This is a genomic window from Janthinobacterium sp. CG3 (assembly GCF_000344615.1).
Classification (GTDB): Bacteria; Pseudomonadota; Gammaproteobacteria; order Burkholderiales; family Burkholderiaceae_D; genus Janthinobacterium.
This window is the reverse complement of sequence record NZ_KB467824.1, coordinates 1,874,628-1,896,742: the sequence shown is the minus strand read 5'-3', so window position 1 is coordinate 1,896,742 and position 22,115 is coordinate 1,874,628. Positions and strand designations below refer to the sequence as shown.

18 protein-coding genes and 3 pseudogenes are annotated in these 22,115 nt (G+C 61.4%); 15 read left to right on the top strand and 6 right to left on the bottom strand.

Translation table 11 applies throughout. From position 1 onward, the window contains the following. Positions 1 to 147 precede the first annotated feature (147 nt). Positions 148 to 1,017, top strand: a complete 870-nt coding sequence (locus tag JANGC3_RS0108130; protein WP_026132712.1) for a pirin family protein — start codon at positions 148 to 150, stop codon at positions 1,015 to 1,017. A gap of 29 nt (positions 1,018 to 1,046) precedes the next feature. On the opposite strand, the gene JANGC3_RS0108125 is transcribed toward JANGC3_RS0108130, so the two are convergent. Then, entirely contained in the window at positions 1,047 to 1,574 is a 528-nt protein-coding gene (locus JANGC3_RS0108125; protein ID WP_017875990.1) for a metal-dependent hydrolase, read from the bottom strand. 179 nt (positions 1,575 to 1,753) lie between these two features. Continuing rightward, on the bottom strand, positions 1,754 to 2,602 hold the full coding sequence (ppsR, locus tag JANGC3_RS0108120; RefSeq protein WP_017875989.1) for a posphoenolpyruvate synthetase regulatory kinase/phosphorylase PpsR: 849 nt from the start codon (positions 2,600 to 2,602) through the stop codon (positions 1,754 to 1,756). 221 nt (positions 2,603 to 2,823) lie between these two features. On the opposite strand from ppsR, the gene ppsA reads away from it, so the two are divergent. The 4 genes from ppsA (at position 2,824) to JANGC3_RS31385 (ending at position 7,618) form a co-directional block, all read left to right on the top strand. Next, entirely contained in the window at positions 2,824 to 5,184 is a 2,361-nt protein-coding gene (ppsA, locus tag JANGC3_RS0108115; RefSeq protein WP_035788434.1) for a phosphoenolpyruvate synthase, read from the top strand. Positions 5,185 to 5,379: 195 nt separating this feature from the next. Continuing rightward, positions 5,380 to 5,796 (top strand): NfeD family protein, encoded by a 417-nt coding sequence (locus JANGC3_RS0108110; RefSeq protein ID WP_026132710.1) that lies wholly within the window; start codon positions 5,380 to 5,382, stop codon positions 5,794 to 5,796. Between the two features lie 104 nt (positions 5,797 to 5,900). Then, a complete protein-coding gene (locus JANGC3_RS0108105) occupies positions 5,901 to 6,848 on the top strand; it encodes an SPFH domain-containing protein (protein WP_017875986.1) in 948 nt (315 codons plus the stop codon). 461 nt (positions 6,849 to 7,309) lie between these two features. Next, positions 7,310 to 7,618, top strand: coding sequence for an H-NS histone family protein (locus JANGC3_RS31385; RefSeq protein ID WP_081611802.1), 309 nt, complete (start codon positions 7,310 to 7,312; stop codon positions 7,616 to 7,618). A gap of 323 nt (positions 7,619 to 7,941) precedes the next feature. On the opposite strand, the gene smpB is transcribed toward JANGC3_RS31385, so the two are convergent. Continuing rightward, on the bottom strand, positions 7,942 to 8,391 hold the full coding sequence (smpB, locus tag JANGC3_RS0108095) for an SsrA-binding protein SmpB (RefSeq protein WP_017875984.1): 450 nt from the start codon (positions 8,389 to 8,391) through the stop codon (positions 7,942 to 7,944). A 96-nt stretch (positions 8,392 to 8,487) separates the two neighbouring features. On the opposite strand from smpB, the gene JANGC3_RS0108090 reads away from it, so the two are divergent. Both JANGC3_RS0108090 and JANGC3_RS0108085 read left to right on the top strand, forming a co-directional pair. Next, on the top strand, positions 8,488 to 8,919 hold the full coding sequence (locus tag JANGC3_RS0108090; RefSeq protein WP_026132709.1) for a type II toxin-antitoxin system RatA family toxin: 432 nt from the start codon (positions 8,488 to 8,490) through the stop codon (positions 8,917 to 8,919). Further along, positions 8,912 to 9,217 carry an RnfH family protein gene (locus JANGC3_RS0108085; RefSeq protein ID WP_017875982.1) on the top strand — a complete coding sequence of 102 codons (306 nt, stop codon included), beginning with the start codon at positions 8,912 to 8,914 and terminating at the stop codon, positions 9,215 to 9,217. The genes JANGC3_RS0108090 and JANGC3_RS0108085 overlap by 8 nt, the downstream gene beginning before the upstream one ends. Before the next feature lie 43 nt (positions 9,218 to 9,260). Here the strand turns inward: JANGC3_RS0108085 and JANGC3_RS0108080 are convergent, their stop codons facing one another. After that, entirely contained in the window at positions 9,261 to 9,782 is a 522-nt protein-coding gene (locus JANGC3_RS0108080) for a DUF4124 domain-containing protein (protein WP_017875981.1), read from the bottom strand. Between the two features lie 161 nt (positions 9,783 to 9,943). Here JANGC3_RS0108080 and guaB point away from each other — a divergent pair, with 161 nt between their 5' ends. From guaB to JANGC3_RS0108060, 3 genes and pseudogenes are all read left to right on the top strand, one after another. After that, on the top strand, positions 9,944 to 11,407 hold the full coding sequence (gene guaB / locus JANGC3_RS0108075) for an IMP dehydrogenase (protein ID WP_026132707.1): 1,464 nt from the start codon (positions 9,944 to 9,946) through the stop codon (positions 11,405 to 11,407). A 125-nt stretch (positions 11,408 to 11,532) separates the two neighbouring features. Then, positions 11,533 to 13,143, top strand: a complete 1,611-nt coding sequence (guaA, locus tag JANGC3_RS0108070) for a glutamine-hydrolyzing GMP synthase (RefSeq protein ID WP_017875979.1) — start codon at positions 11,533 to 11,535, stop codon at positions 13,141 to 13,143. Positions 13,144 to 13,452: 309 nt separating this feature from the next. Continuing rightward, positions 13,453 to 14,576, top strand: a pseudogene (locus JANGC3_RS0108060) (tyrosine-type recombinase/integrase). 137 nt (positions 14,577 to 14,713) lie between these two features. Here JANGC3_RS0108060 and JANGC3_RS31380 read toward each other — a convergent pair. Continuing rightward, on the bottom strand, positions 14,714 to 14,971 hold the full coding sequence (locus tag JANGC3_RS31380) for a helix-turn-helix transcriptional regulator (protein WP_198292006.1): 258 nt from the start codon (positions 14,969 to 14,971) through the stop codon (positions 14,714 to 14,716). 146 nt (positions 14,972 to 15,117) lie between these two features. Here JANGC3_RS31380 and JANGC3_RS32485 point away from each other — a divergent pair, with 146 nt between their 5' ends. The 5 genes and pseudogenes from JANGC3_RS32485 to JANGC3_RS31365 all read left to right on the top strand — a co-directional run bounded on the left by JANGC3_RS32485 (position 15,118) and on the right by JANGC3_RS31365 (position 20,026). Next, positions 15,118 to 15,432, top strand: a complete 315-nt coding sequence (locus JANGC3_RS32485; protein WP_157406525.1) for a hypothetical protein — start codon at positions 15,118 to 15,120, stop codon at positions 15,430 to 15,432. A 307-nt stretch (positions 15,433 to 15,739) separates the two neighbouring features. After that, positions 15,740 to 15,862, top strand: a pseudogene (locus JANGC3_RS31375) (IS66 family transposase); the annotation flags it as partial. A gap of 65 nt (positions 15,863 to 15,927) precedes the next feature. After that, positions 15,928 to 17,253 carry an IS1182 family transposase gene (locus tag JANGC3_RS0108045; RefSeq protein ID WP_017875976.1) on the top strand — a complete coding sequence of 442 codons (1,326 nt, stop codon included), beginning with the start codon at positions 15,928 to 15,930 and terminating at the stop codon, positions 17,251 to 17,253. Positions 17,254 to 17,400: 147 nt separating this feature from the next. After that, a pseudogene (gene tnpC, locus JANGC3_RS31370) lies at positions 17,401 to 18,309 on the top strand (IS66 family transposase); the annotation flags it as partial. Between the two features lie 308 nt (positions 18,310 to 18,617). Beyond that, positions 18,618 to 20,026, top strand: a protein-coding gene (locus JANGC3_RS31365) for an IS3 family transposase (RefSeq protein ID WP_442905264.1) whose coding sequence is annotated in 2 segments (ribosomal slippage) — positions 18,618 to 19,058 and positions 19,061 to 20,026 — 1,407 coding nt in all. Because the reading frame shifts where the segments join, the coding sequence is not laid out codon by codon here. Positions 20,027 to 20,646: 620 nt separating this feature from the next. Here the strand turns inward: JANGC3_RS31365 and JANGC3_RS0108025 are convergent. Beyond that, a complete protein-coding gene (locus JANGC3_RS0108025; protein ID WP_017875972.1) occupies positions 20,647 to 21,990 on the bottom strand; it encodes an IS4 family transposase in 1,344 nt (447 codons plus the stop codon). Positions 21,991 to 22,115 lie beyond the last annotated feature (125 nt).

Genomic DNA, 22,115 nt, shown 5'->3' with positions numbered 1-22,115 from the left:
CATTATAGTCGAAGCGTCCGCGAAGAGTGGGTCGCCGGGCGTGCGGCGGGCCGTGCGCGGATGGCGCAAAGCGTGTAAATTGAGGCTTTCCCGGCTTTATTGGACGACGGCCGTGACCAACGAACTACCTACGTATTGGCTTGAGCGATGACTATTTCCACTGTATTGAAGGGCCACGAAAAGGACCTGGGCGGCGGCCTGCTGGTGCGCCGTTACCTGCCGGCGGCGGCGAAGCAGGCGGTCGGGCCGTTTATTTTCTTCGACCATTTCGGCCCGGTCGACGTGGCGCCGGACGCCAACCACGACGTCCGGCCGCACCCGCATATCGGCCTGGCCACGGTGACCTATCTGTTCGAGGGCGCCATGGACCACCGCGACAGCCTGGGCACGTTCCAGCGCATCGAGCCGGGCGCGATCAACTGGATGACGGCCGGGCGCGGCATCGTCCACTCCGAGCGCACGCCGAAGGATTTGGCCGGGGTGCCGCACCGCACCCACGGCCTGCAACTGTGGGCCGCGCTGCCGCAGCGGCACGAGGAGGACGAACCGAGCTTTTCGCACACGCCGCAGGCGGACATTCCCGTGGTCGAACTGGACGGCGCCGTCGTCAAGGTGCTGATCGGCAGCGCCTTCGGCCGCACCTCGCCGGTGGCGACCTATATGCAGACGCTGTACCTGGACGTCGCCTTGCAGGCGGGCCGGGTGATCGAGCTGGCCGGCTTGCCGGCCGAGGTGGCGATTTACCCGATCAGCGGCGAACTGGAGATAGACGGCGTCGCGCTGGCGTTGCACACGATGGCGCTGCTGGCCGCCGGCGGCGCGCCGCTGGTGCGCGCCGGCGGCGCGGCGCGGTTCGCCGTCATCGGCGGCGAGCCGCTCGACGGGCCCCGCTTCATCTCGTGGAATTTCGTCTCGTCGAGCAAGCAGCGCATCGCCCGGGCCGGCGAGGACTGGAGCGCGCAGCGCATGGGCCAGGTGCCGGGCGAGACGGAGTGGATTCCGCTGCCGACGCGGTAAACGTCAGCGCGTCGCCGGCTTCCTTAGGCCTACGAACACGCCGGCAGCGAGCGCACGAAGGCCAGCGCCTTGTGCGCGTGCACGTCCTCGAAGAAGACGTGGTCGGCGATGAAGCCGGCCGCCAGCCACGACGCCGCCACGACGATGATGTCGCAGCGCCCGCTTTTCCATAGCTTCAGCGAGTGGCGCCCGATAATCCACGGCACGCCCAGCGGGTTGGGCCAGTCCGCCAGCAGGTGCATCACGCCGCCGCTGGCGAAACCGAACAGCAGCGGCGCCCAAAGCGCGTGTCCCAGCGCCAGGTAGGAGTAGCCCAGCAGGGCGAGCCAGGCAATGCCCCAGTGCGTCCAGGTCCGGTGCGTGATCCACAGCCGGTGCCGGCGCGACCACCAGGCCACCTCCAGCCAGTCGGGCGCGGTGCCGCCCAGCACGCCCGCGACGAAGCTCAGGAAGCTGACGATCTGGTACGGCCCGCCCTCGCCGGCGTGCGCCACCAGCGCCGCGGCGATGACGCCGGCGGCCCATCCGGTTGCGTGGTGCGCTTTGTTGGACGCCATAGGAAAATCGGGCGCCGCGCGGGCGCCTCTGCAATGAGTGTGGGTAACTGGATGAATATACAGTATTTCGATGTGGAAATGCTAGCGCCGCGTGCGGGCTTTTCGCGGGTCGGCTGAGCGCGCGGCGCGTAAGTCGACCATGTCGGCGGCGCCATGCCCGGTTGCGGCCCGCGCCAACGCTAGTATTCGCGCCGGTTCGGCTTGATTTCCTGCAGGATCGTGGTGGAGATTTCCTCGATCGATTTGGTGGTCGACGAGAGCCAGCGTATGCCTTCGCGCTTCATCATTTTCTCCGCCTCGTTGACTTCGTAGCGGCAGTTTTCGATCGACGCGTATTTGCTGCCGGCGCGCCGCTCGTTGCGTATTTCCGACAAGCGCTCGGGCGTGATGCTCAGGCCGAAAATTTTCGATTTGAACTCGTACAGCGCCGACGGCAGCTTGTCGCGCTCGAAGTCGTCCGGGATCAAGGGGTAGTTGGCGGCCTTGATGCCGTACTGCATCGCCAGGTACAGGCTGGTCGGGGTCTTGCCCGAGCGCGACACGCCGACCAGGATGACGTCGGCCGAGGCCAGGTTCTTGTGCGACTGGCCGTCGTCGTGGGCCAGCGAGTAGTTGATCGCCTCGATGCGGTTCTTGTATTCCTCGCTGTCGACGATGTTGTGCGAGCGGCCGATGGTGTGGGTCGATTTCACGCCCAGCTCGTGCTCCAGCGGCGCCACGAAGGTCTGGATCAGGTCCATGTGCATGCCGCTGGACTTGCGGATGACGTTCGACAGGTCTTCCTTGACCAGCGTCGAGAAGACGATCGGGCGCTGGCCGTCGGTGGTGAAGGCTTCGTTGATCTTGCGCGCCGCGTCGTAGGCCTTGTCGAGCGTGTCGATGAAGGGCAGGCGGATTTGCCGGAAGCGCAGCTCGAACTGGGTCAGCACGGCGTGGCCGAAGGTCTCGGCGGTGATGCCGGTGCCGTCCGAAACAAAGAAGACGGTGCGGGCGGCGGCGGGCAGAACGGGGCGGGGATCTGGGGTCATAAAGTCTTCTGGTCAATATTGATCGTCGTCAAACTGCGTCGCGGGCTGTTAAAATGGGGCAACGGTATGATTGTGCTGCACGACGCCCAGAATAACAAGAACACATGTCAGTGCGCCTCGCGACGATTTCTATCATCAGTAAAGGTGTCATTATGACCAACGCAGCATTGCAGGAGCAGAACAACGAGGCGGTGTACGTCGCTTCGTTCGACCATTTGCGCATGACGGATGTCGAATCCGTCGGCGGCAAGAACGCCTCGCTCGGCGAAATGATCAGCCAACTGGCGGGCGCGGGTGTGCGCGTGCCGGGCGGCTTCGCCACCACCGCGCAAGCGTTCCGCGACTTCCTGTCGTACAGCGCCAACGGCGGCGCCCCGCTGGCCCAGCGCATCGCCGACCGCCTGGAAGGCTTGAACATCGACGACGTGCGTTCGCTGGCCCTGGCCGGCGCCGAAATCCGCAAGTGGATCGTCGAAACCCCGTTCCAGCCGCGCCTGGCCAGCGAAATCGCCGCGTTCTACGAGAAACTGGTGGCCGATTCGGACACCGAGATGTCGTTCGCCGTGCGTTCCTCGGCCACCGCCGAAGATTTGCCGGACGCCTCCTTCGCCGGCCAGCAAGAAACCTTCCTCAACGTGGTCGGCATCGACAACGTGCTTGAAGCCATGAAGGAAGTGTTCGCCTCGTTGTACAACGACCGCGCCATCTCCTACCGCGTGCACAAGGGCTTCACCCACGCTGAAGTGGCGCTGTCGGCCGGCGTGCAACGCATGGTGCGCTCCGACCTGGGCGCGGCCGGCGTCATGTTCACCATCGACACCGAGTCCGGCTTCAAGGACGTGGTCTTCGTCACCTCCAGCTACGGCCTGGGCGAGACGGTGGTGCAGGGCGCGGTCAATCCGGACGAGTTCTACGTCCACAAGCCGATGCTGGAACTGGGCAAATCGCCTGTGATCCGCCGCAACATCGGCTCCAAGCTGCTGAAAATGGAATTCACCAACGAAGCCAAGGCCGGCCGCTCCGTGAAAACCGTCGACGTGCCCGTTGAAATGCGCAACCGCTACTCGCTGAACGACAGCGAAGTGGTGGAACTGGCGAAATACGCCGTCATCATCGAGAACCACTACGGCCGTCCAATGGACATCGAGTGGGGCAAGGACGGCCGCGACGGCAAGCTGTACATCCTGCAGGCGCGTCCTGAAACCGTCAAATCGCAACAGAAATCGACCGACGCGCAGCAGCGCTTCAAGCTCAAAAGCAGCGGCACGGTGCTGACCTCGGGCCGCGCCATCGGCCAGAAAATCGGCGCCGGCCCGGTCCGCGTGATCCACGATCCGGCCGACATGGAACGCGTCCAGCCGGGCGACGTACTGGTGGCCGACATGACCGACCCGAACTGGGAGCCGGTCATGAAACGCGCCGCGGCGATCGTCACCAACCGCGGCGGGCGCACCTGCCACGCGGCGATTATCGCCCGTGAACTGGGTGTCCCCGCCGTGGTCGGTTGCGGCAACGCCACCGAGCTGCTGAAGGACGGCACCTTCGTCACCGTGTCCTGCGCCGAAGGCGACGAGGGCCGCATCTACGACGGCCTGCTGGAAACGGAAGTGTCGGAAGAGGCGCGCGGCGAACTGCCACCGTTGCCGACGAAGATCATGCTCAACGTCGGCAATCCGCAGATGGCGTTCGACTTCCAGTCGATCCCGAACGCAGGCGTCGGCCTGGCGCGTCTGGAATTCATCATCAACAACAACATCGGCGTGCATCCGAAGGCGATTCTCGAGTATCCGAACATCGACGCCGACCTGAAGAAAGCCGTGGAATCGGTCGCCCGCGGCCACGCCTCGCCGAAAGCGTTCTACATCGACAAGCTGGCCGAGGGTATCGCCACCATCGCCGCCGCGTTCTGGCCGAAACCGGTCATCGTGCGCCTGTCCGACTTCAAGTCGAACGAGTACAAGAAGCTGATCGGCGGTTCGCGCTACGAGCCGGACGAGGAAAACCCGATGTTGGGCTTCCGCGGCGCCGCGCGCTACCTGTCGCCGGACTTCGCCGAGTCGTTCGAGATGGAATGCCTGGCCATGAAGCGCGTGCGCAACGACATGGGCCTGACCAACGTCGAGATCATGGTGCCGTTCGTGCGTACCCTGGGCCAAGCCGCGAAAGTCGTCGACCTGCTGGGTAAAAACGGCCTGAAGCGCGGCGAAAACGGCCTGCGCCTGATCATGATGTGCGAAGTGCCGTCGAACGCCATCCTGGCCGACCAGTTCCTCGAGTATTTCGACGGTTTCTCGATCGGTTCGAACGATCTGACCCAGCTGACGCTGGGCCTGGACCGCGATTCCGGCATGGCCTTGCTGGCCGCCGATTTCGACGAGCGCGACCCGGCCGTGAAAGCCTTGCTGGCGATGGCCATCAAGGCTTGCCGCGCGCAGGGCAAATACATCGGCATTTGCGGCCAGGGGCCGTCCGACCATCCGGATTTCGCGGTCTGGCTGATGGAGCAGGGCATTGAATCGATGTCGCTGAACCCGGACTCGGTGATCGACACCTGGCAAAAACTGGCGGCGCTGCAGAAATAATGGCGCCGGAATGGGATATAAATAGCAAACAATGAACATTGTCGTTTTGACGGCAAGGTAATGTGCGTTAGACTGGCTGCATATAAGAGTCTGGCAAAAACTATTAATACATACCCATTCGCAAGACAAAACCCTCGCCGCCCTTATCGGGCTGCGGGGGTTTTTTTTAGTCGTTTTACTTGAACGGGAGGCATGATGTCGGATTGGATGAGCTGGTTCCTGGTGGCCGGCGTGGTGGTGATTCTGGAGCTATTTACCGGAACCTTTTATCTGTTGATGATCGCCATCGGTATCGCCGCCGGCGCTCTGGTGGCGCTGGCCGGGCCGGGGATGCCGGTGCAGACCCTGGTGGCGGCGGCGGTCGGCGTGCTGGCCACGCTGCTGCTACGGCGCAGCAAATACGGCAAGCCGGCGACGTCGGAGGCGGGGCGCGACGCCAACGTGAATATGGACGTGGGCCAGCGCATTGACGTGGCGCATTGGGTCGACGGCGAAGCGCGGGTGATGTACCGGGGCGCGCAATGGGATGTGCAACTGGCGCCCGGCGCCAATCCCGAGGCCGGCAACTACATCATTCAGGAAGTGCGCGGCAGCCGCCTGATCGTCGGCTAGGGCAATGCTAGAGGGGGCGTAGCTCGGCTGAGCGCCAGCGTAAGCCGATATCACGCGGCCATTCGGATTCAGCGATACCAGTTAATTCACCAGGAGAGCAGCATATGGACATCAGTTTCGGTAGCGTCACCATCGTTTTCTTCATTTTCGCGCTGGTCTTTGTATTCAAGACCATCAACGTCGTGCCGCAACAGCACGCCTGGGTGGTCGAACGCCTTGGAAAATACCACGCCACGCTGGGGCCGGGCTTGAACATCGTCATTCCGTTTGTCGACCGCATCGCCTATAAACACTCGCTGAAGGAAATCCCGCTCGACGTGCCGCCGCAGGTCTGTATCACGCGCGACAACACGCAACTGCAAGTGGACGGCATTTTGTACTTCCAGATCACCGACGCGATGCGCGCGTCCTACGGCTCGTCGAATTACATCGCGGCGATCACGCAATTGGCGCAAACCACGCTGCGCTCGGTGATCGGCAAAATGGAACTGGATAAGACGTTTGAAGAACGCGACCATATCAACACGACCATCGTCAACGCCATCGATGAATCGGCGGCGAACTGGGGCGTCAAGGTGCTGCGCTATGAAATCAAGGATCTGACGCCGCCAAAGGAAATCCTGCATGCAATGCAGGCGCAAATTACCGCCGAGCGCGAAAAGCGCGCGCTGATCGCCGCCTCCGAGGGGCGGCGCCAGGAGCAGATCAATATCGCCAGCGGCGAACGGGAAGCGTCGATTGCCCGCTCCGAAGGCGAAAAGCAGGCGTCGATTAACCGGGCGCAGGGGCAGGCCACGGCGATTGTCGCGCTGGCCGAGGCGAACGCCGAGGCGCTGCGCCAGGTGGCGGCGGCGATTCGCGAGCCGGGCGGCGCCGACGCGGTGAATTTGAAAGTGGCCGAGCAATATGTCGGGGCCTTCGCGCAATTGGCCAAGACGAATAACTCGATTATCGTTCCCGCCAATATGGGCGATATCAGCGGCTTGATCGCTACCGCAATGCAAGTCGTAAAGACCCAGAAAAAACTGCCGGGCGAGGGTGTGCAGGCCTGAAAAGATACGGCTTATGGCATTAAAACAACAGTTGTCTAGGCATGCATAGACGCAGGGGAATGCTGCGGGATAAGCCGGATAAGGGCGGGCGCGGTCGAAAACAATGCTGCGGCGCCCGGCCGGTGCCGATTTAAACAAAGCGCAGTGGATCAGGGGCGCTCCAGATGGGAATTGCTATTTACTGTTATTAAAAATTGCAAGATAATTGATGCTACATTGCAATCCGGTACCGGCATTATCTACGTTAGCGCTGGTTGAGCCGGTTCGACAATGGCGGCGGCGTGTGGAAATTGGATGGGCTTGAATGGCGTTCGGCTGCGGGGCGGCGCTATAATTGCTGGATAGTGAAGGCCGCTAGTCGAATTAGATGTAAAAAATATCAAAAAACGCGCAAAGCGCGTTACAATTGGATAGAATCTTTTTTCTTAAACTTCATCGTTCATACACCCACAGGAGACATCATGGATCTATCCACTTTATCCCTCGCCGATTTGCGTAAACTGCAAGACGACATCAAGAAACAAATGAAGAGGCGCGAACAAGACGATATGAGCAAAGCCCGGGAACAAATCCTGGCAATCGCGCAGAGCGTTGGCGTTTCGGTCAAAGACTTGGTTGGCACCGGTATCCGCGCTAAGACCGGCACCGTAGCGGTACGTTACCGCAATCCTAACGACACGTCGCAGCAATGGACGGGTCGCGGTCGTCAACCGAAATGGGTAAAAGAATGGACTGATTCCGGCAAATCGCGCGATTTGCTGAAGGTTTAAAAACCGTTCATTCGGATGCTTGCCAGTTTATCTGCCGCAAGCATCCGGACCCGGCCGGCGCCAGCGGAAACAATCCGCCGACGCGCCTGATCCGGTCTGTCTATGCACGCGGCCACCCCGCGGCGTCGAGTCTGCGATGGCTCCTCCGGCCCTTGCGCCCCGCCAATACAAGATGGTGGCCGGCTGTGAATCACCCCAATGGAATAATCGACTATCCCCGGCCTTGCGATGTTCCGCGCGGCGCGGCGTTGTTCCATTGCCCGGACATGAAAAAGCCCGGTGCGCGACCGGGCTTGGGGCGGGGCGGACGAGGCGGCGGCTTATTAGCGGCGGTGCGTCTTCATTGCCGCCTGGACTTCGCGGCTGCCATCGCGGTCTTTTTCCGCGGCGCGTTTATCGTGCTGCTTCTTGCCCTTGGCCAGGCCGATTTCGCATTTGATGCGGCCGCCCTTGTAATGCAGGTTGAGTGGCACCAGGGTAAAGCCGGAACGGACGACTTTGCCGATCAATTTGCTCATCTCGGCTTTGTGCAGCAGCAGCTTGCGCGTGCGCACCGCCTCCGGATGGATATGGGTGGACGCGGTCGGCAGCGCGCTGATGTGGGCGCCGAACAGGAATAGTTCGTCGCCCCGGACGACGACGTAGGCCTCCTTGATCTGCACGCGGGCGTCGCGGATCGCCTTGACTTCCCAGCCTTCGAGCACGAGGCCCGCTTCGTAGCGATCCTCGATGAAGTAGTCGTGAAAGGCTTTTTTATTGTCAGCTATGGTCATGAGATGGTAAATGTGCGCGGGTCGGTTAAACTACTGTCTCGCGCAAGCGCGATCAAAACGATTGAGATATCCAACATCATAGCAAACGGTTCTTCAATGGCAGTAGTACATAAATCAGTTTTCCTGGGATACAGCGCGGAACAGATGTTCGCGCTGGTGGCGGCAGTCGAGGACTATCCCAAATTTTTGCCCTGGTGCGGCGGTGTCGAGGTGCGCGAGCGCGGCGAGCACACCGTTGTGGCAAGCCTGGCGATACATTACCACGGAGTGCGGCAAAGCTTCACGACATCGAACGAGAACGCGCCCTCCACCAGCATCAAGATGAAGCTGGTGGACGGGCCTTTCAAGTCCCTGGACGGGGTCTGGACGTTCAAGGCGCTGCGGGCCGACGCCTGCAAGATCGAACTCGACTTGCACTACGAATTTTCCAGCCGCGTGCTGGAGCAAATCATCGGGCCGGTGTTCGGCATGATCGCCAACAGCATGGTTGACTCCTTCTGCAAGCGCGCCGAGACGGTGTATGGGTGAGGCGATGACTCGGCAGATCAAGGTGCAGGTGTGCTACGCGACGCCCGACTACGAATTCCTGCGCGATCTGCAGGTGCCCGCCGGCACGACGCTGGAGCAGGCTGTGCGCTTGAGCGGCCTGCTGCTGGAGGTGCCGCGAATCGACCTGGCCAGCGCGGCCGTCGGCGTCTACGCCAAGAAAAAATCGCTCGACACCGTCTTGCGCGAGCACGACCGCGTCGAAGTCTACCGCCCGCTGCTGGCGGACCCGAAGGAAACGCGGCGCCGCCGCGCCGGCGTGAAGCCAGCCAAGACCTGATTTAGGCGGTTTCGGCGTTGTGGCAATTGGTGACAGCGCCGCGCTATTTGCAGTCGGCCAGCGCGCGCTGCACTTTTTTGCTTTGCTGCGCGCGCTCTTCGTCGCCCATGTAGCCGGGCTGGCCGGCCTTGTCGGTGGTGCCGATGCGCCGGCCCGATTCCAGCGTCTGCTTGCTCTGGCGCAGGCCGGCGCAATTGCTGTCGATGTCGGCCTGGCGCTTGGCCGCTTCGGCGGCCTTCTGCTCCTTCTCGGCCTCGTCGGCTTTGCGCTTGCGAAAGTCGGCGTTGCGCTCGGCGGTGGTCGGCTCCGCCTTGGGCGCCTGCGCGCCGGCCGCAGGGGTGGATGCTGCCGCCGCGGCCTCGCCGCCGGCCGCCTCCTGCAACGCGGCGCCGGGCGCCTTCAGGATGCGCTTGGCCGGCACCGCCGGCGGCGGCGGGCGGTCCGAATACTGCCGCAGGCCCTTGTCGTCGAGCCATACGTATTGCGCCTGCGCCAGCGCCGCCGCGGCCAGCAGCGCGCCGCCGAATAGCAGGCGTGGCCAGCGTGTTGCTTGTTTCGTCGTCATGTGCGTCTTTCGGTTGGCCTTGTGCCCAGATTTCGCCATGTTTCCACACGGAAGTCAATCGCGGCACCGCATGTCGACCATTTTGCCGATGTCTTTCCCGTATGCAAAGACGAGAGGGGATTTTGTCTGTATAATTCACTTTTGCGCCAATAGGAAATGCTATGCGTCTACTTCAAAAAGCACTCACATTCGATGACGTGCTGCTCGTCCCCGCTTACTCCAACGTTTTGCCTGTCGATACGTCCCTCAAGACTCGCCTGACCCGCAACATCTCGCTGAACATTCCGCTGCTGTCGGCGGCGATGGACACCGTGACCGAAGCCCGTCTGGCCATCGCCATGGCGCAAGAAGGCGGTATCGGCATTATCCACAAGAATCTGAATCCGAAAGACCAGGCGCGCGAAGTGGCGCGGGTCAAACGTTTCGAAGCGGGCGTGCTGCGCGACCCGATCACGATTCCGCCGGAAATGAAGATCCGCGACGTGATCGCGCTGACGGAGCAATACGGCATCAGCGGTTTCCCCGTGGTGCAGGGCAAGGAAGTAGTCGGCATCATCACCAACCGCGATTTGCGTTTTGAGCAGGAACTGGACGCCGAAGCGCGCGCCAAGATGACCCCGCGCGAAAAACTGGTGTTCGTCACCGAAGGCGCCGACCTGGCCGAAGCCAAGCGCCTGATGAACAAGCACCGCCTCGAACGCGTGCTGGTGGTCAACGAAGCGTTTGAACTGCGCGGCCTGATCACCGTCAAGGACATCCAGAAGGCCACCGAACATCCGTTCGCCTCCAAGGATTCGCTGGGCAAGCTGCTGGTCGGCGCCGCCGTCGGCGTCAGCGCCAAGGACGAGGAGCGCATCGAACTGCTGGTCGCCGCCGGCGTCGACGTGCTGGTGGTCGACACCGCCCACGGCCATTCGCAGGGCATCCTGGATCGGGTGCGCTGGATCAAAACCAAATTTCCCCACGTTGACGTCATCGGCGGCAACATCGCCACCGCCGCCGCCGCCCTGGCGCTGGTCGAATACGGCGCCGACGCAGTCAAGGTCGGCATCGGCCCTGGCTCGATCTGCACCACCCGTATCGTCGCCGGCGTCGGCGTGCCGCAAATCACCGCGATTTCCAACGTCGCCGAAGCGCTGGCCGGCACCGGCGTGCCGTGCATCGCCGACGGCGGCATCCGCTTCTCGGGCGACATTTCGAAGGCGCTGGCCGCCGGCGCCTCGACCGTGATGATGGGCAGCATGTTCGCCGGCACCGAAGAAGCGCCGGGCGAAGTGATCCTGTACCAGGGCCGCAGCTTCAAGTCCTACCGCGGCATGGGCAGCCTGGGCGCGATGACGGACGGCTCGGCCGACCGTTATTTCCAGGACGCCACCATGAAGGCCGACAAGTTCGTGCCAGAAGGTATCGAAGGGCGCGTCGCCTACAAGGGCAGCGTGCTGGCGATCATCTACCAACTGGTCGGCGGCGTGCGCCAATCGATGGGTTACTGCGGTTGCGCCACCATCGACGAACTGCGCGAAAAAGCCGAATTCGTGGAAATCACGTCGGCCGGCATGCGCGAGTCGCATGTGCACGACGTGCAGATCACCAAGGAAGCGCCGAACTACCGCTCCGGCGACTGATGTTGCAAGGGCTGGCGCGGCAACGTCGCGCCAGCAGCCGTCCCGCCACCGGCGGGGCGCGCCACCGTTTTCCACCGGGGCAGAGCGCCTGCTCCCCGATGTATTCATTGAAAAGTGCCCACTCCATGCATTCTAAAATCCTCATCCTCGATTTCGGCTCACAAGTCACCCAGCTGATCGCCCGCCGCGTGCGCGATTCCGGCGTGTTCTCCGAAGTGTTCCCGCACGACGTCAGCGACGAGTTCGTGCGCAACTACGGCGCCGCCGGCGTGATCCTGTCGGGCAGCCACAGCTCGGTGTTGGAAGGCGACGCGCCGCGCGCGCCGCAGGCCGTGTTCGAATTGGGCGTGCCGGTGCTGGGCATCTGCTACGGCATGCAGACGATGGCCGCGCAACTGGGCGGCAAGGTTGAAAACGGCCTGGTGCGCGAATTCGGCTACGCCGAAGTGCGCGCCCGCAGCCACACCAAGCTGCTCGACGGCATCGCCGACTTCGTCACCGACGAAGGCCACGGCATGCTGAAGGTGTGGATGAGCCACGGCGACAAGGTGCTCGAGATGCCGCCCGGCTTCAAGCTGATGGGCAACTCGGCCAGTTGCGCGATCGCCGCCATGGCCGACGAGGAGCGCCGCTTCTACGCCGTGCAATTCCACCCGGAAGTGACGCACACGATGCAGGGCAAGGCCATCCTGGGCCGTTTCGTGCATGAAATCTGCGGCTGCAAATCCGACTGGAACATGCCTGACTATATCACCGAGGCGGTCGAGAAGATCCGCGCCCAGGTCGGCACCGACGACGTCATCCTCGGCCTGTCCGGCGGCGTCGACTCGTCGGTTGCCGCCGCGCTGATCCACCGCGCCATCGGCGACCAGCTGACCTGCGTCTTCGTCGACCACGGCCTGCTGCGCCTGGACGAGGGCAAGATGGTGATGGACATGTTCGCCAAGAACCTCGGCGTCAAAGTCATCCGCGTCGACGCCGAAGAGCAATTCATGGGCCACCTGGCCGGCGTCGCCGACCCGGAAGCGAAGCGCAAAATCATCGGCCGCGAATTCGTCGAAGTGTTCCAGGTCGAAGCGGGCAAGCTCTCCAACGCCAAATGGCTGGCGCAGGGCACCATCTACCCCGACGTTATCGAAAGCGCCGGCAAGGGCAAGAAGGGCCAGACCATTAAGAGCCACCACAACGTCGGCGGCTTGCCGGAGACCTTGAACCTGAAGTTGCTCGAACCGCTACGTGAACTGTTCAAGGACGAAGTGCGCAAGCTGGGCGTCGCGCTCGGGCTGCCGCACGAGATGGTTTACCGCCATCCGTTCCCTGGTCCTGGCCTGGGCGTGCGTATCCTCGGCGAGGTGAAGAAGGACTTCGCCGACCTGCTGCGCCGCGCCGACGCGATCTTCATCGAAGAGCTGCGCAACGCGCCGTTTGAATTCGTCGGCGGCGAGGGCCTCGACCCTGAGCAGGCGCCGCGGAACTGGTACGACGGCACCAGCCAGGCCTTCGCCGTGTTCCTGCCGGTGAAGTCGGTCGGCGTCATGGGCGACGGCCGCACCTACGAGTACGTGGTGGCGCTGCGCGCGGTGCAGACGCAGGACTTCATGACGGCGCACTGGGCGCACCTGCCGCACTCGCTGCTGGGCAAAGTGTCGAACCGCATCATCAATGAAGTGCGCGGCATCAACCGCGTGGTCTACGATATTTCCGGCAAGCCACCCGCGACCATCGAATGGGAATGATTCCCTGACTGGCGGCCTCTGGCAATGCCGGGTAGGTGGATGAGACTAAGCCCCTGATTCCAGGGGCTTTTTTCGTAAATGGCCTGCAGCGATCGGCATGTTCCGGCAAAGGCAAGCACGATTTATTGATGGTACATTAGATGGCATCAAATTTTGGGAGCAAAATTTTGAGTGTCAATACCATCATTCCCCATTGCAACCGATGATGGTGCCAATGATGGTATTTTCGATGTTAAATGATTGATTTAAAAGGCTTTTTTTACGGCGAAAATCGCCGTTTCAATGATGGTACCAAGGCAGGGGGAACTCATGCTGACCGACACAAAGCTTAGAAGTCTCAAACCCGGAGACAAGACATTCAAACTGACGGACCGCGATGGCTTGTATGTCGCGGTGCTCACCACAGGGACCATTTCGTTTCGCTACAACTATCGCATCAATGGCCGTCAAGAGACCCTGGTGCTGGGTAAGTACGGAGTCGGTGGAATCACGCTGCTGCAGGCGCGGGAGAAGCTTGATGCCGCCAAGAAGACGCTGGCATCTGGGCCGAGCGCTGGCTGGCGAAGTACAAGATGGCGGAATCCACGCGCGATATGCGGCGTTCGGTTTACGAGCGTGACTTGAAAGGGCCGTTTGGCCGCCTGCTCTTGGCCGAGATCACGCACAACGAATTACGCACCCTGTGCGATAAAATCGTCGAGCGCGGCGCACCGGCCACCGCCGTCCATGCGCGCGAGATCGTCATGATGGTATTCCGGCATGCCGGACAACGTGGACACCTGCACGAAAATCCGGCCGACATGGTGCCGCCCTGTTCAATCGCCCAATTTGAACCGAGGGACCGCGCCCTCGGTCCGGGTGAGATCGCCTTGTTCTACAAATATGTCGACTATGTGCATTCGTCACCCACGCTCCGCCTGGCGTGCAAACTGCTTCTTCTGACCATGGTGCGCAAGTCCGAATTGACCGCGGCCACATGGGACGAGGTCAACTTTTCGGAGGCAATATGGGCAATACCGGGGAAGCGCATGAAGAGGCGCAATCCGCACAATGTCTATCTGGCTCGGCAGGCACTGGACATGCTGGTGGCGTTAAAAACCTGCGCCGGTACGTCCCCGTATTTACTCCCATCTCGATATGACCCGGACTTGCCGATTAGCGGAGCGACGCTGAATCGCATTCTGACGGCAACTGTTTCTGAAGCGCGGGCTCAGGGCGAGGAGCTCCAGGAATTTTCCCCGCACGACTTGCGTCGGACAGCATCGACCCTATTGCACGAAGCCGGCTATAACACGGATTGGATTGAGAAGTGTCTCGCCCATGAGCAAAGAGGCGTCCGGGCTGTCTACAACAAGGCTGAGTACGAGCGCCAGCGCAGGGCCATGCTGCAGGACTGGGCTGATATGGTCGATTCGTGGACCGTGCCGAAATAATTGGGGCCGCGCGCCAACGCCGCAGGGGGCGTTGAGTGAAGGCGAGTGCATTTTGAATCTGTCGGCATCGCTATTTTGTGGTATGAGCTCGACTGCGCGCGGGGTCTGGACTGAAAATCGCCGCAGGCAGGGGGCTGTTATTGGCTATTTTTATCACCTGGTGGGCGGGGTTGCAACGCCATGGCCTTTTGACGGGCTATCCATCCGTCGACCTCGCCAAGATCCCAGGCGACGAGGCGGCAGGTGATCGAAAAGCGCTTTGGGAACTCGCCCCGTTTTTCCATGTCGAGGATGGTGCGCTCACACAGCGGGACTTTTAGCAGTAATTGTTTTCTTTTTATTAATATCCGATCAAATACTTTCATTTCAACCGGCGTTAATGGTCTGATGGTCATTTTTTTTCCTTAGCAGGATCGAGCGGTGAAAGATCAGGTGTCCTAGTAGCTAATGGTTTATTTGTGAAGGAGATGCCGTTCCTTCGGATATTTTGTATACTGGTATACATGCAAAATATACAAGATTCGAATGGAGCGGCTGATGTATGTCATACATTGATCGGGTGAACAACGGCACCATCGTCAATGTCATCGGCGAGTCATTCTCGGATGTCTTGGTTGATGGTCGCCAAACCTTCGGGAACGTCAGCGGCGACCAGACCGGGGCTGGCGCCTGGGGGGGAGACATCCACGAAATTCGCTACAACGCCTACAACGAGGTGGTGGGCAAGGGTGTGAACGGCAGCACGGCCGAGTTTGCCGAATACGACAAAATGGGGGGAGGGTCTGGAAAACCAATACGGGCGACGGTTCGACCAAGGCCTATCTGTACGACAAGAGCAGCAACGTCACCGTGTTGATCCAGTCCGCCGGCGCCGATCTACGCCCGATGACGCTGAACCAGATCATGTCGATTTATTTGGTGCAAGGGGCGTCGATCGACCCGGTCGTGGTTGCGGCAATCGCCGCCGGCGGCGTCAACATGACGTTGAGTACCTACGACAAGCGCCATCAGTTGACGGACACCTGTCAGCCGTCGATGAAGAGCGCCCACAATGTATTCACGATCCAGCAATTCTTGAGCCAGCAAACCGGCACTAATTTCACCGTCGGCGGCGTGACCATCGGGGCGACCAAGGCAGGCACGGTGAAGGCAACGGCAACGGTGGCGGCATGGCCGCTGTTGGCTTGCTGGCTTGGATCGCTGTTTGCAAGTACCTCGACCACCTGCCGCTGTACCGGGTCGAACAGATCGCAGCGCGCGCGGGCGTGCCGCTGGCGCGTTCCACGCTGGGCTAGGAGTCTGCGCGGCAGAAACTGATGCAATCGGAATGGGGACGAGGTAAACTTGTCGAATGACGACGAGCTACCTCCCCTACAATCAGCATCAACAGATGCTGCTTCCCCATGCTTTGCAAGACTGGCTCCCTGAGGGGCACCTGGCCTACTTCGTTAGCGACACTGTCGACTCGCGCGACCTGTCCGCCTTTCACGCGCGGTATGCAGGGGGCGGGTCCCGCAACCAGCCATTTAATCCGGCGATGATGGTCAAAATACTTGTGTACGGGTATGCAACCGGTGTGTTCTCATCACGCAAGCTGGCCCGAAAGCTGTACGAGGACGTGGCGTTGCGTATGCTCGCCGCTGACAACTATCCGGCGCACCGAACAATTTGCGATTTCCGCGCGATCCACTTGAAGGAACTGTCGGACCTGTTCGTACAGGTAGTGAAGATGGCGAAAGAGTGCGGCTTGGTCAAGCTTGGCACGATCGGTGTCGATGGCACCAAGATCAAGGCCAACGCATCGCGCCACAAAGCGATGAGCTACGACCGGATGCAAAAGGCCGAGCGTGAGCTCAAGGATCAAATCGACGCGTTGCTGGCCAGGGCCAGAGCGGCGGATGCCGCCGAAAAAAACGAGCCGGAACTCGATATCCCGGCGGAGATCGCAAGGCGCGAGGACCGCCTTGCCGTCATCCGCGCTGCCCGTGCGCGTCTTGAAGATCGCCAACGCCAGGCCGATATCGCGCGCGGCCGTAGCGATGACGAAGATGTGCCGCCCGAGGACTCTGGCAAGCCAAAGAAGAAGTCGCGTTTTAAATACAAGTTCGGCGAACCCAAGCCCGACGCCCAAGAGAATTTTACCGANCCGGAAAGCCGTATCATGAAGNGCGCCGGCGGCGGCTTCGACTATGCGTACAACGCCCAAGCTGCAGTCGACGAGAGCGCCCACATCATCGTGGCGGCCGAACTCGTCAATAGTGCGGCTGACAGTGGGCAACTGGCGTCGGTGCTCGCAGCGGTAAAGCGCAACGTCGGTGACGATGCCGAGCTGGTGCTCGCCGATGCAGGCTATCGCTCGGAAGCCATGTTCGAGCAACTACGCGCTCACCCGTCCGAACTGATTGTGGCACTCGGACGCATCGGCAAGCAGGAAGCGGTAATCGATCCGAAAAAGCGGCCTTTGTGTGCCGCCATGGCAGACAAGTTCAGATCCGCGACGATCCAGGCGGCTTACCGAAGACGCAAGTGGATCTCGGAACCGCCCAACGCTTGGGTGAAAAGCGTACTCGGGTTCCGGCAATTTAGCATGCGAGGACTGGCGAAGGCTCAGGCCGAGTGGAAACTCGTCTGCACCGCGCTGAACCTGCGGCGCATGGCGAAAATGCTGTCCGCGTAAGACCTGAAAGGGCGAAAGTCCGTCCAATCCCCGCTCTCAGGCTCCTATTTCATTCCACTTTCGAGTGCGAAAGTGAATCGCCATCGACGCAGGCAAGAAGCGCGTCACATGGTCAGCGCAAGAATTGTCTGCCGCGCAGACTCCTAGTGGATTGGACGCATCGGTGTGGCCTTGCAGCCGCTGGCCGACAGGCTGGCCGAATTGTTCAGGGAACGAAGTTGCCTGCATGCCGACGAAACACCGGTGCGCCAGCTCGATCCAGGCAGCGGCAAGACCAGACACGCTACCGCTCCAATGCGCTTGATGACGGGCCATCGGTGATCGTGTTCGACTACCAGAGCAGCCGAGCTGGCGCGCACGCACCTTCCTGCAAGACTGGCGAGGGCATCTGATGGTTGACGATTACGTCGGCTACAAAGCACTACTTGCGGCTGGCCCCACTGAGCTCGCGTGCCTGGCCCCACATTCGGCGCAAGTTCTTCGACGCGCACGCCGCCAGCGGCAGCCTCGTGGCCGAGGAGGCGCTGCGCCGCATTGCACAGCTGTATGCCATCGAGCAGCGAGCAGTGGGCATGACGCCGGTGCAGCGGCTCCCATTGCGCGAACAGCATGCCTTCCCGGCCTTGCCGACCTGCACGCCTGGCTCGTTGCGCCCCAGCGTACCGTCGCTGCCGGCAGCGGCACGGCCAAGGCCGTCGAACATGCGCTCAAGCGCTGGCCAGCACTACAGCGCTATGGCAGCTCGGGCAGCCTGCCGATCGACAACAATCCGGTCGAGAACGCGATACGCCCAATCGGCACCGGCAAAAAAAATGGCTCTTCACGGGTTCCGAGTGTGCGGGCCGCCGTGCCGCCGCGATCCAAAGTTTGTTCGCCACCGCTAAACTCAACGGCCTTGACCCTGCACGCTGGCTGGCCGATACCCTCGAAAAACTCCCTACCTGCCCCAACAGCAAAATCGACTCGTTGCTACCGTTCGCAAACTCTACACAACTCTACACAGGATTAGGCTCAGAACGAAGGTGGTTCGGCCGGCCGCTTACCCGGGATTCGTGAGCGCTGCGCGAGGACTGGTCTTGAGCGCGGGTGGTCAAATCGAACTGTTTCCTGAAGAGACACAACCATTGTCCGCGCCGGCACACGTCCGTGAAGCGTTCATGGCCTCAAGTTGCTATGCTGAAGTAATGAGGTTGCTTGACGCGACCCGCGGCGATATCGTCCGCTGGCTGGAAATCGATCAAACTCTGCATAATGATTGGTGCGGTGCTTTACGCCTGGGGCGACAAGTGCAGTGCGAGCCCCCTGTGCCAATATAACTTGAGACACCTACCCGATTAATTTAAAGTACAGCGGTAGGTTCCAACATGCACAACCGAAAGCATCAAATTAGCAGCCCAGCAGATACCCAGAACGCACCCGGCCCGTCGCCTATTGAGGTCCTGCGGCCCGACCCCGAGGTTGTTCCCATCGCCAAGCGGCGAGCCTTTTCCAAGGCCGAGAAGTTACGCATTCTGGCCGCCGCCGACGCCTGCGTGGCNCTTGGCGATATTGGCGCCTTGTTGCGCCGGGAGGGCATCTATTCGTCCCATCTGGCGACCTGGCGCAAGCAGCGGCAACTAGTTGGCGAGACTGGCGCGCTGGAGCGCAAGCGGGGACCGAAGGCTGATCCCGCCGGCGCCCAGACACGCCGGGTGCNGGAACTGGAAAACGAANTCGAGCGCCTGCGTGCCAAGCTGGTCAAGGCGGACTTGATCATCGACGCCCAAAAAAAACTTTCCATTCTGCTGGGGCTGAGCACCGCCGACACGCCGAGCGAGCCGAAGTGATCAGCGCCGCCAAGAGCCTCGTTGAACAGGTCGGCGTGGCCGCCGCCTGCCGCGCCCTGCGCCTGCCACGCAGCGCCNTGTATCGCGACCGAGCCGCTTGCCACGTCTGTCCATTGCCGGCCACCGCAGCACCGGCCCGGCGACCGCCGCTGGCGCTGTCGGAGCTGGAGCGCCGCGTGGTGCTCGACGTGCTCAACAGCCCACGCTTCGCCAATTGCGCTCCGGCGGCCATNCACGCCCAGTTACTCGACGAGGGACGTTACGTGGCNTCGGTGCGCACCATGTACCGCCTGTTGCAAGGCTGTGCCGCNGTGCGCGAGCGCCGCGACCAACTACGCCATCCCGAGTACGCCAAACCGGAACTGCTGGCCGTGGTGCCCAATCAAGTCTGGAGTTGGGACATCACGAAGTTGAAGGGTCCGGTCAGGGGCACCTGCTTCCACCTGTATGTCATTCTCGACATCTTCAGCCGCTACGTCGTCGGCTGGATGGTGGCCGAGCAGGAAACCGCCGAGCTGGCCGAGCAGCTCATTGCCGACAGCGCCGCCAANGAATGCATCGNACCGGGAACGCTAACCTTGCATGCCGACCGGGGCAGCAGCATGCGCTCCAAGCCGGTGGCCACGCTGCTGTGCGACCTGGGCATCGCCAAGTCGCACAGCAGGCCCTACGTCTCCGACGACAACCCGTACTCGGAGGCGCAATTCAAAACCATGAAGTACCAGCCCGGNTTTCCGCCACGCTTTGGCTCGCTGGCCGACGCGCGCGCGCACTGTGTCCAGTTCTTCTCTTGGTACAACCGACAGCANCGCCATTCCGGCATCGGCATGATGACGCCTGAGGGCGTTCACACCGGCCGCGCCGCCGAAGTGCGCAAGCAACGACAAGCCACTCTGGCAATCGCTTTCCAGCGCACGCCGAACCGCTTCAAACACCGCATGCCATAGCCGCAAAAATTGCCGACGGCCGCTTGGATCAACCCGCCACCAATGGAGAAAAAAGCTGCCTGAAATACGAGATTTAGACTCTCGCCGATTCAACCAGGTGTTTCAAAGTCATTGACACGCTCCGTCCGGCCGGCTTCCAGGCTAGCCCCCAAGCCCGGCTTCAGACAATCTAAGTCGCTTCCCGCAACTCTAGGAACGACCGCCGCTGTCCGAAGCGGACCGTCGTCGAGCCGTCAGCAAGCATTTCGAAACGAAGCGTTTGTTACCCCGAAGCGAAGTGGGTTCGTTCGGGCCAGGACCCGGTGGCGCGAAACTCTTTGAGTACCCTTGATGCCGCATTGCTGAATCTACTTCCAGCGTCATCGCCGCTCATAGGAAACAGTAGCTCGGCACCAAGCGTTTCCTTATCCAGGCGAAAGAGGCCTCGGCATTCGCCGACCTTCATATAACGACTCTCGTAGCGGGGGTCTATACACCACAAATCTGCCTCAAAAAAATAGTCAATGCAGGTAGATGTCTCTTTGTCCTTGACTATCCCGATGGACTGCCCGTCCAGGCGCATATCACCGTCTAGCTTCATCTCTCGCCTCTAGGCTTAAACCCATGTCGTTATACATAAGTCAGCCCAGCCCGTCGCGGAGCGAGCGTAGTGTCTCGGCGGCAGCGAACACTTGATCAAGCCCGCGCCAGATTGTCTTGGCGCCCGGCTCGCCGTCGCTCTTGCGGCCGAGGAATCCGCCCAGCTGCGCAATCAGTCGCACAACCTCATTCAATGTCGGTGGATTGGCGGGCATCTTTTTCTTGGTCAATAGGTAGGCGCCGCGGATCTCGTCGGGATCGAAGAACAGCGATGCGTCCAGGTCTGGGCACGTTCGTCCCTTGCGCATCAGATACGTCACGCGCCAAGCTACCACCATGAACAAGGCCAAGGCACGCTCGAGGCGCTCAAAGCTCGACAGCTGTAGCGCCTCGACTTCGCAGCCGTTTTTCAGAACATGGAAATAAATTTCTATTTCCCAGCGCGCCCGATACCAGTTGATCAGTTCGACCGCTTGTTCTTGCGACGCGACGGTGCGGTTCGTCAGCAAACGCCATTCGATTGGCTTGACGCCAGCGGGCGCCCCTACTTCGCGCGCCACGACACAGGTGACGGTGATGCGCCCCTTGTTCCCATCCTTGATCTCGACCTCGCGCGCCCACAGTTGCTGGCGCACGGCACGCCCCTTCTGGTTTTCCCGCGAGCCGACGGCGAACGCGATCTCGCCCAGCGGCGCCCCTGCCGTCGTCGCCTCCCACAATTTGGCGCCATCCTCGTCGGGCAGGCAGCGGTTATGCTTGGCCCGCACCAGCCAGTCGGCCGGGGTGCCCAGATCGCGGGCGCAGCGCATCATTTCCACCATGTCCGCTTCGCGGTCGGCCACGTACACCAGTCGCGTTTCCGGCATTTTCGCCGCTATCTCCGCCACGCGCTGGTAGCCTTCAACCCAGCGCTTGCTCTCGATCAGGCCCGACCTGACGCCATCGGCGCCGCGCTTCTCGCGCGCCCACATCCACGCGTCGAGCACGCCAAGGGGCTCGCGCTGCGCCGTGACCACGTAAGTCGGGTGCAGGTACATGCCGCGCCGCGCTTCGTAATTGAGCGGCCCGAGCCCGTCGATCTCCTGTCCGTTGAAATCGAGCTCCGTTGAATCCTGGATGCACAACACCACCGGCTGAGCGCGCATGCGCTCCTCGGTACGCTCCCAGTGCGGGGCAAGTATGGCTTCCCATTCCACTTCGGCATTGCCCAAGAAGCGGTAGGCCGCGCAGGTTTCGCCCCAGCTATCACACGCATCCGGGATGCTGGCCGTCGGATTGGCCGAAAATCGTTCCATCATTCGCTTCGCCCTCTTGTTGAGGCGGGCATCGCCAAGATCCAGTCCCGCGAATTCTTGTTCCGTCCACTGTTGTGCTACCTTGGTCACGCGTCCGCCGAAATTCCGAGAGTAAACGCGAATTCGGCAAAGTTTACAACCCCTCTGCGCAACCCATTGAATGTAAACGGTTTTTCGGGGGCGTGTTAGTCGGCGCGGGAGATGTGTATAACGCT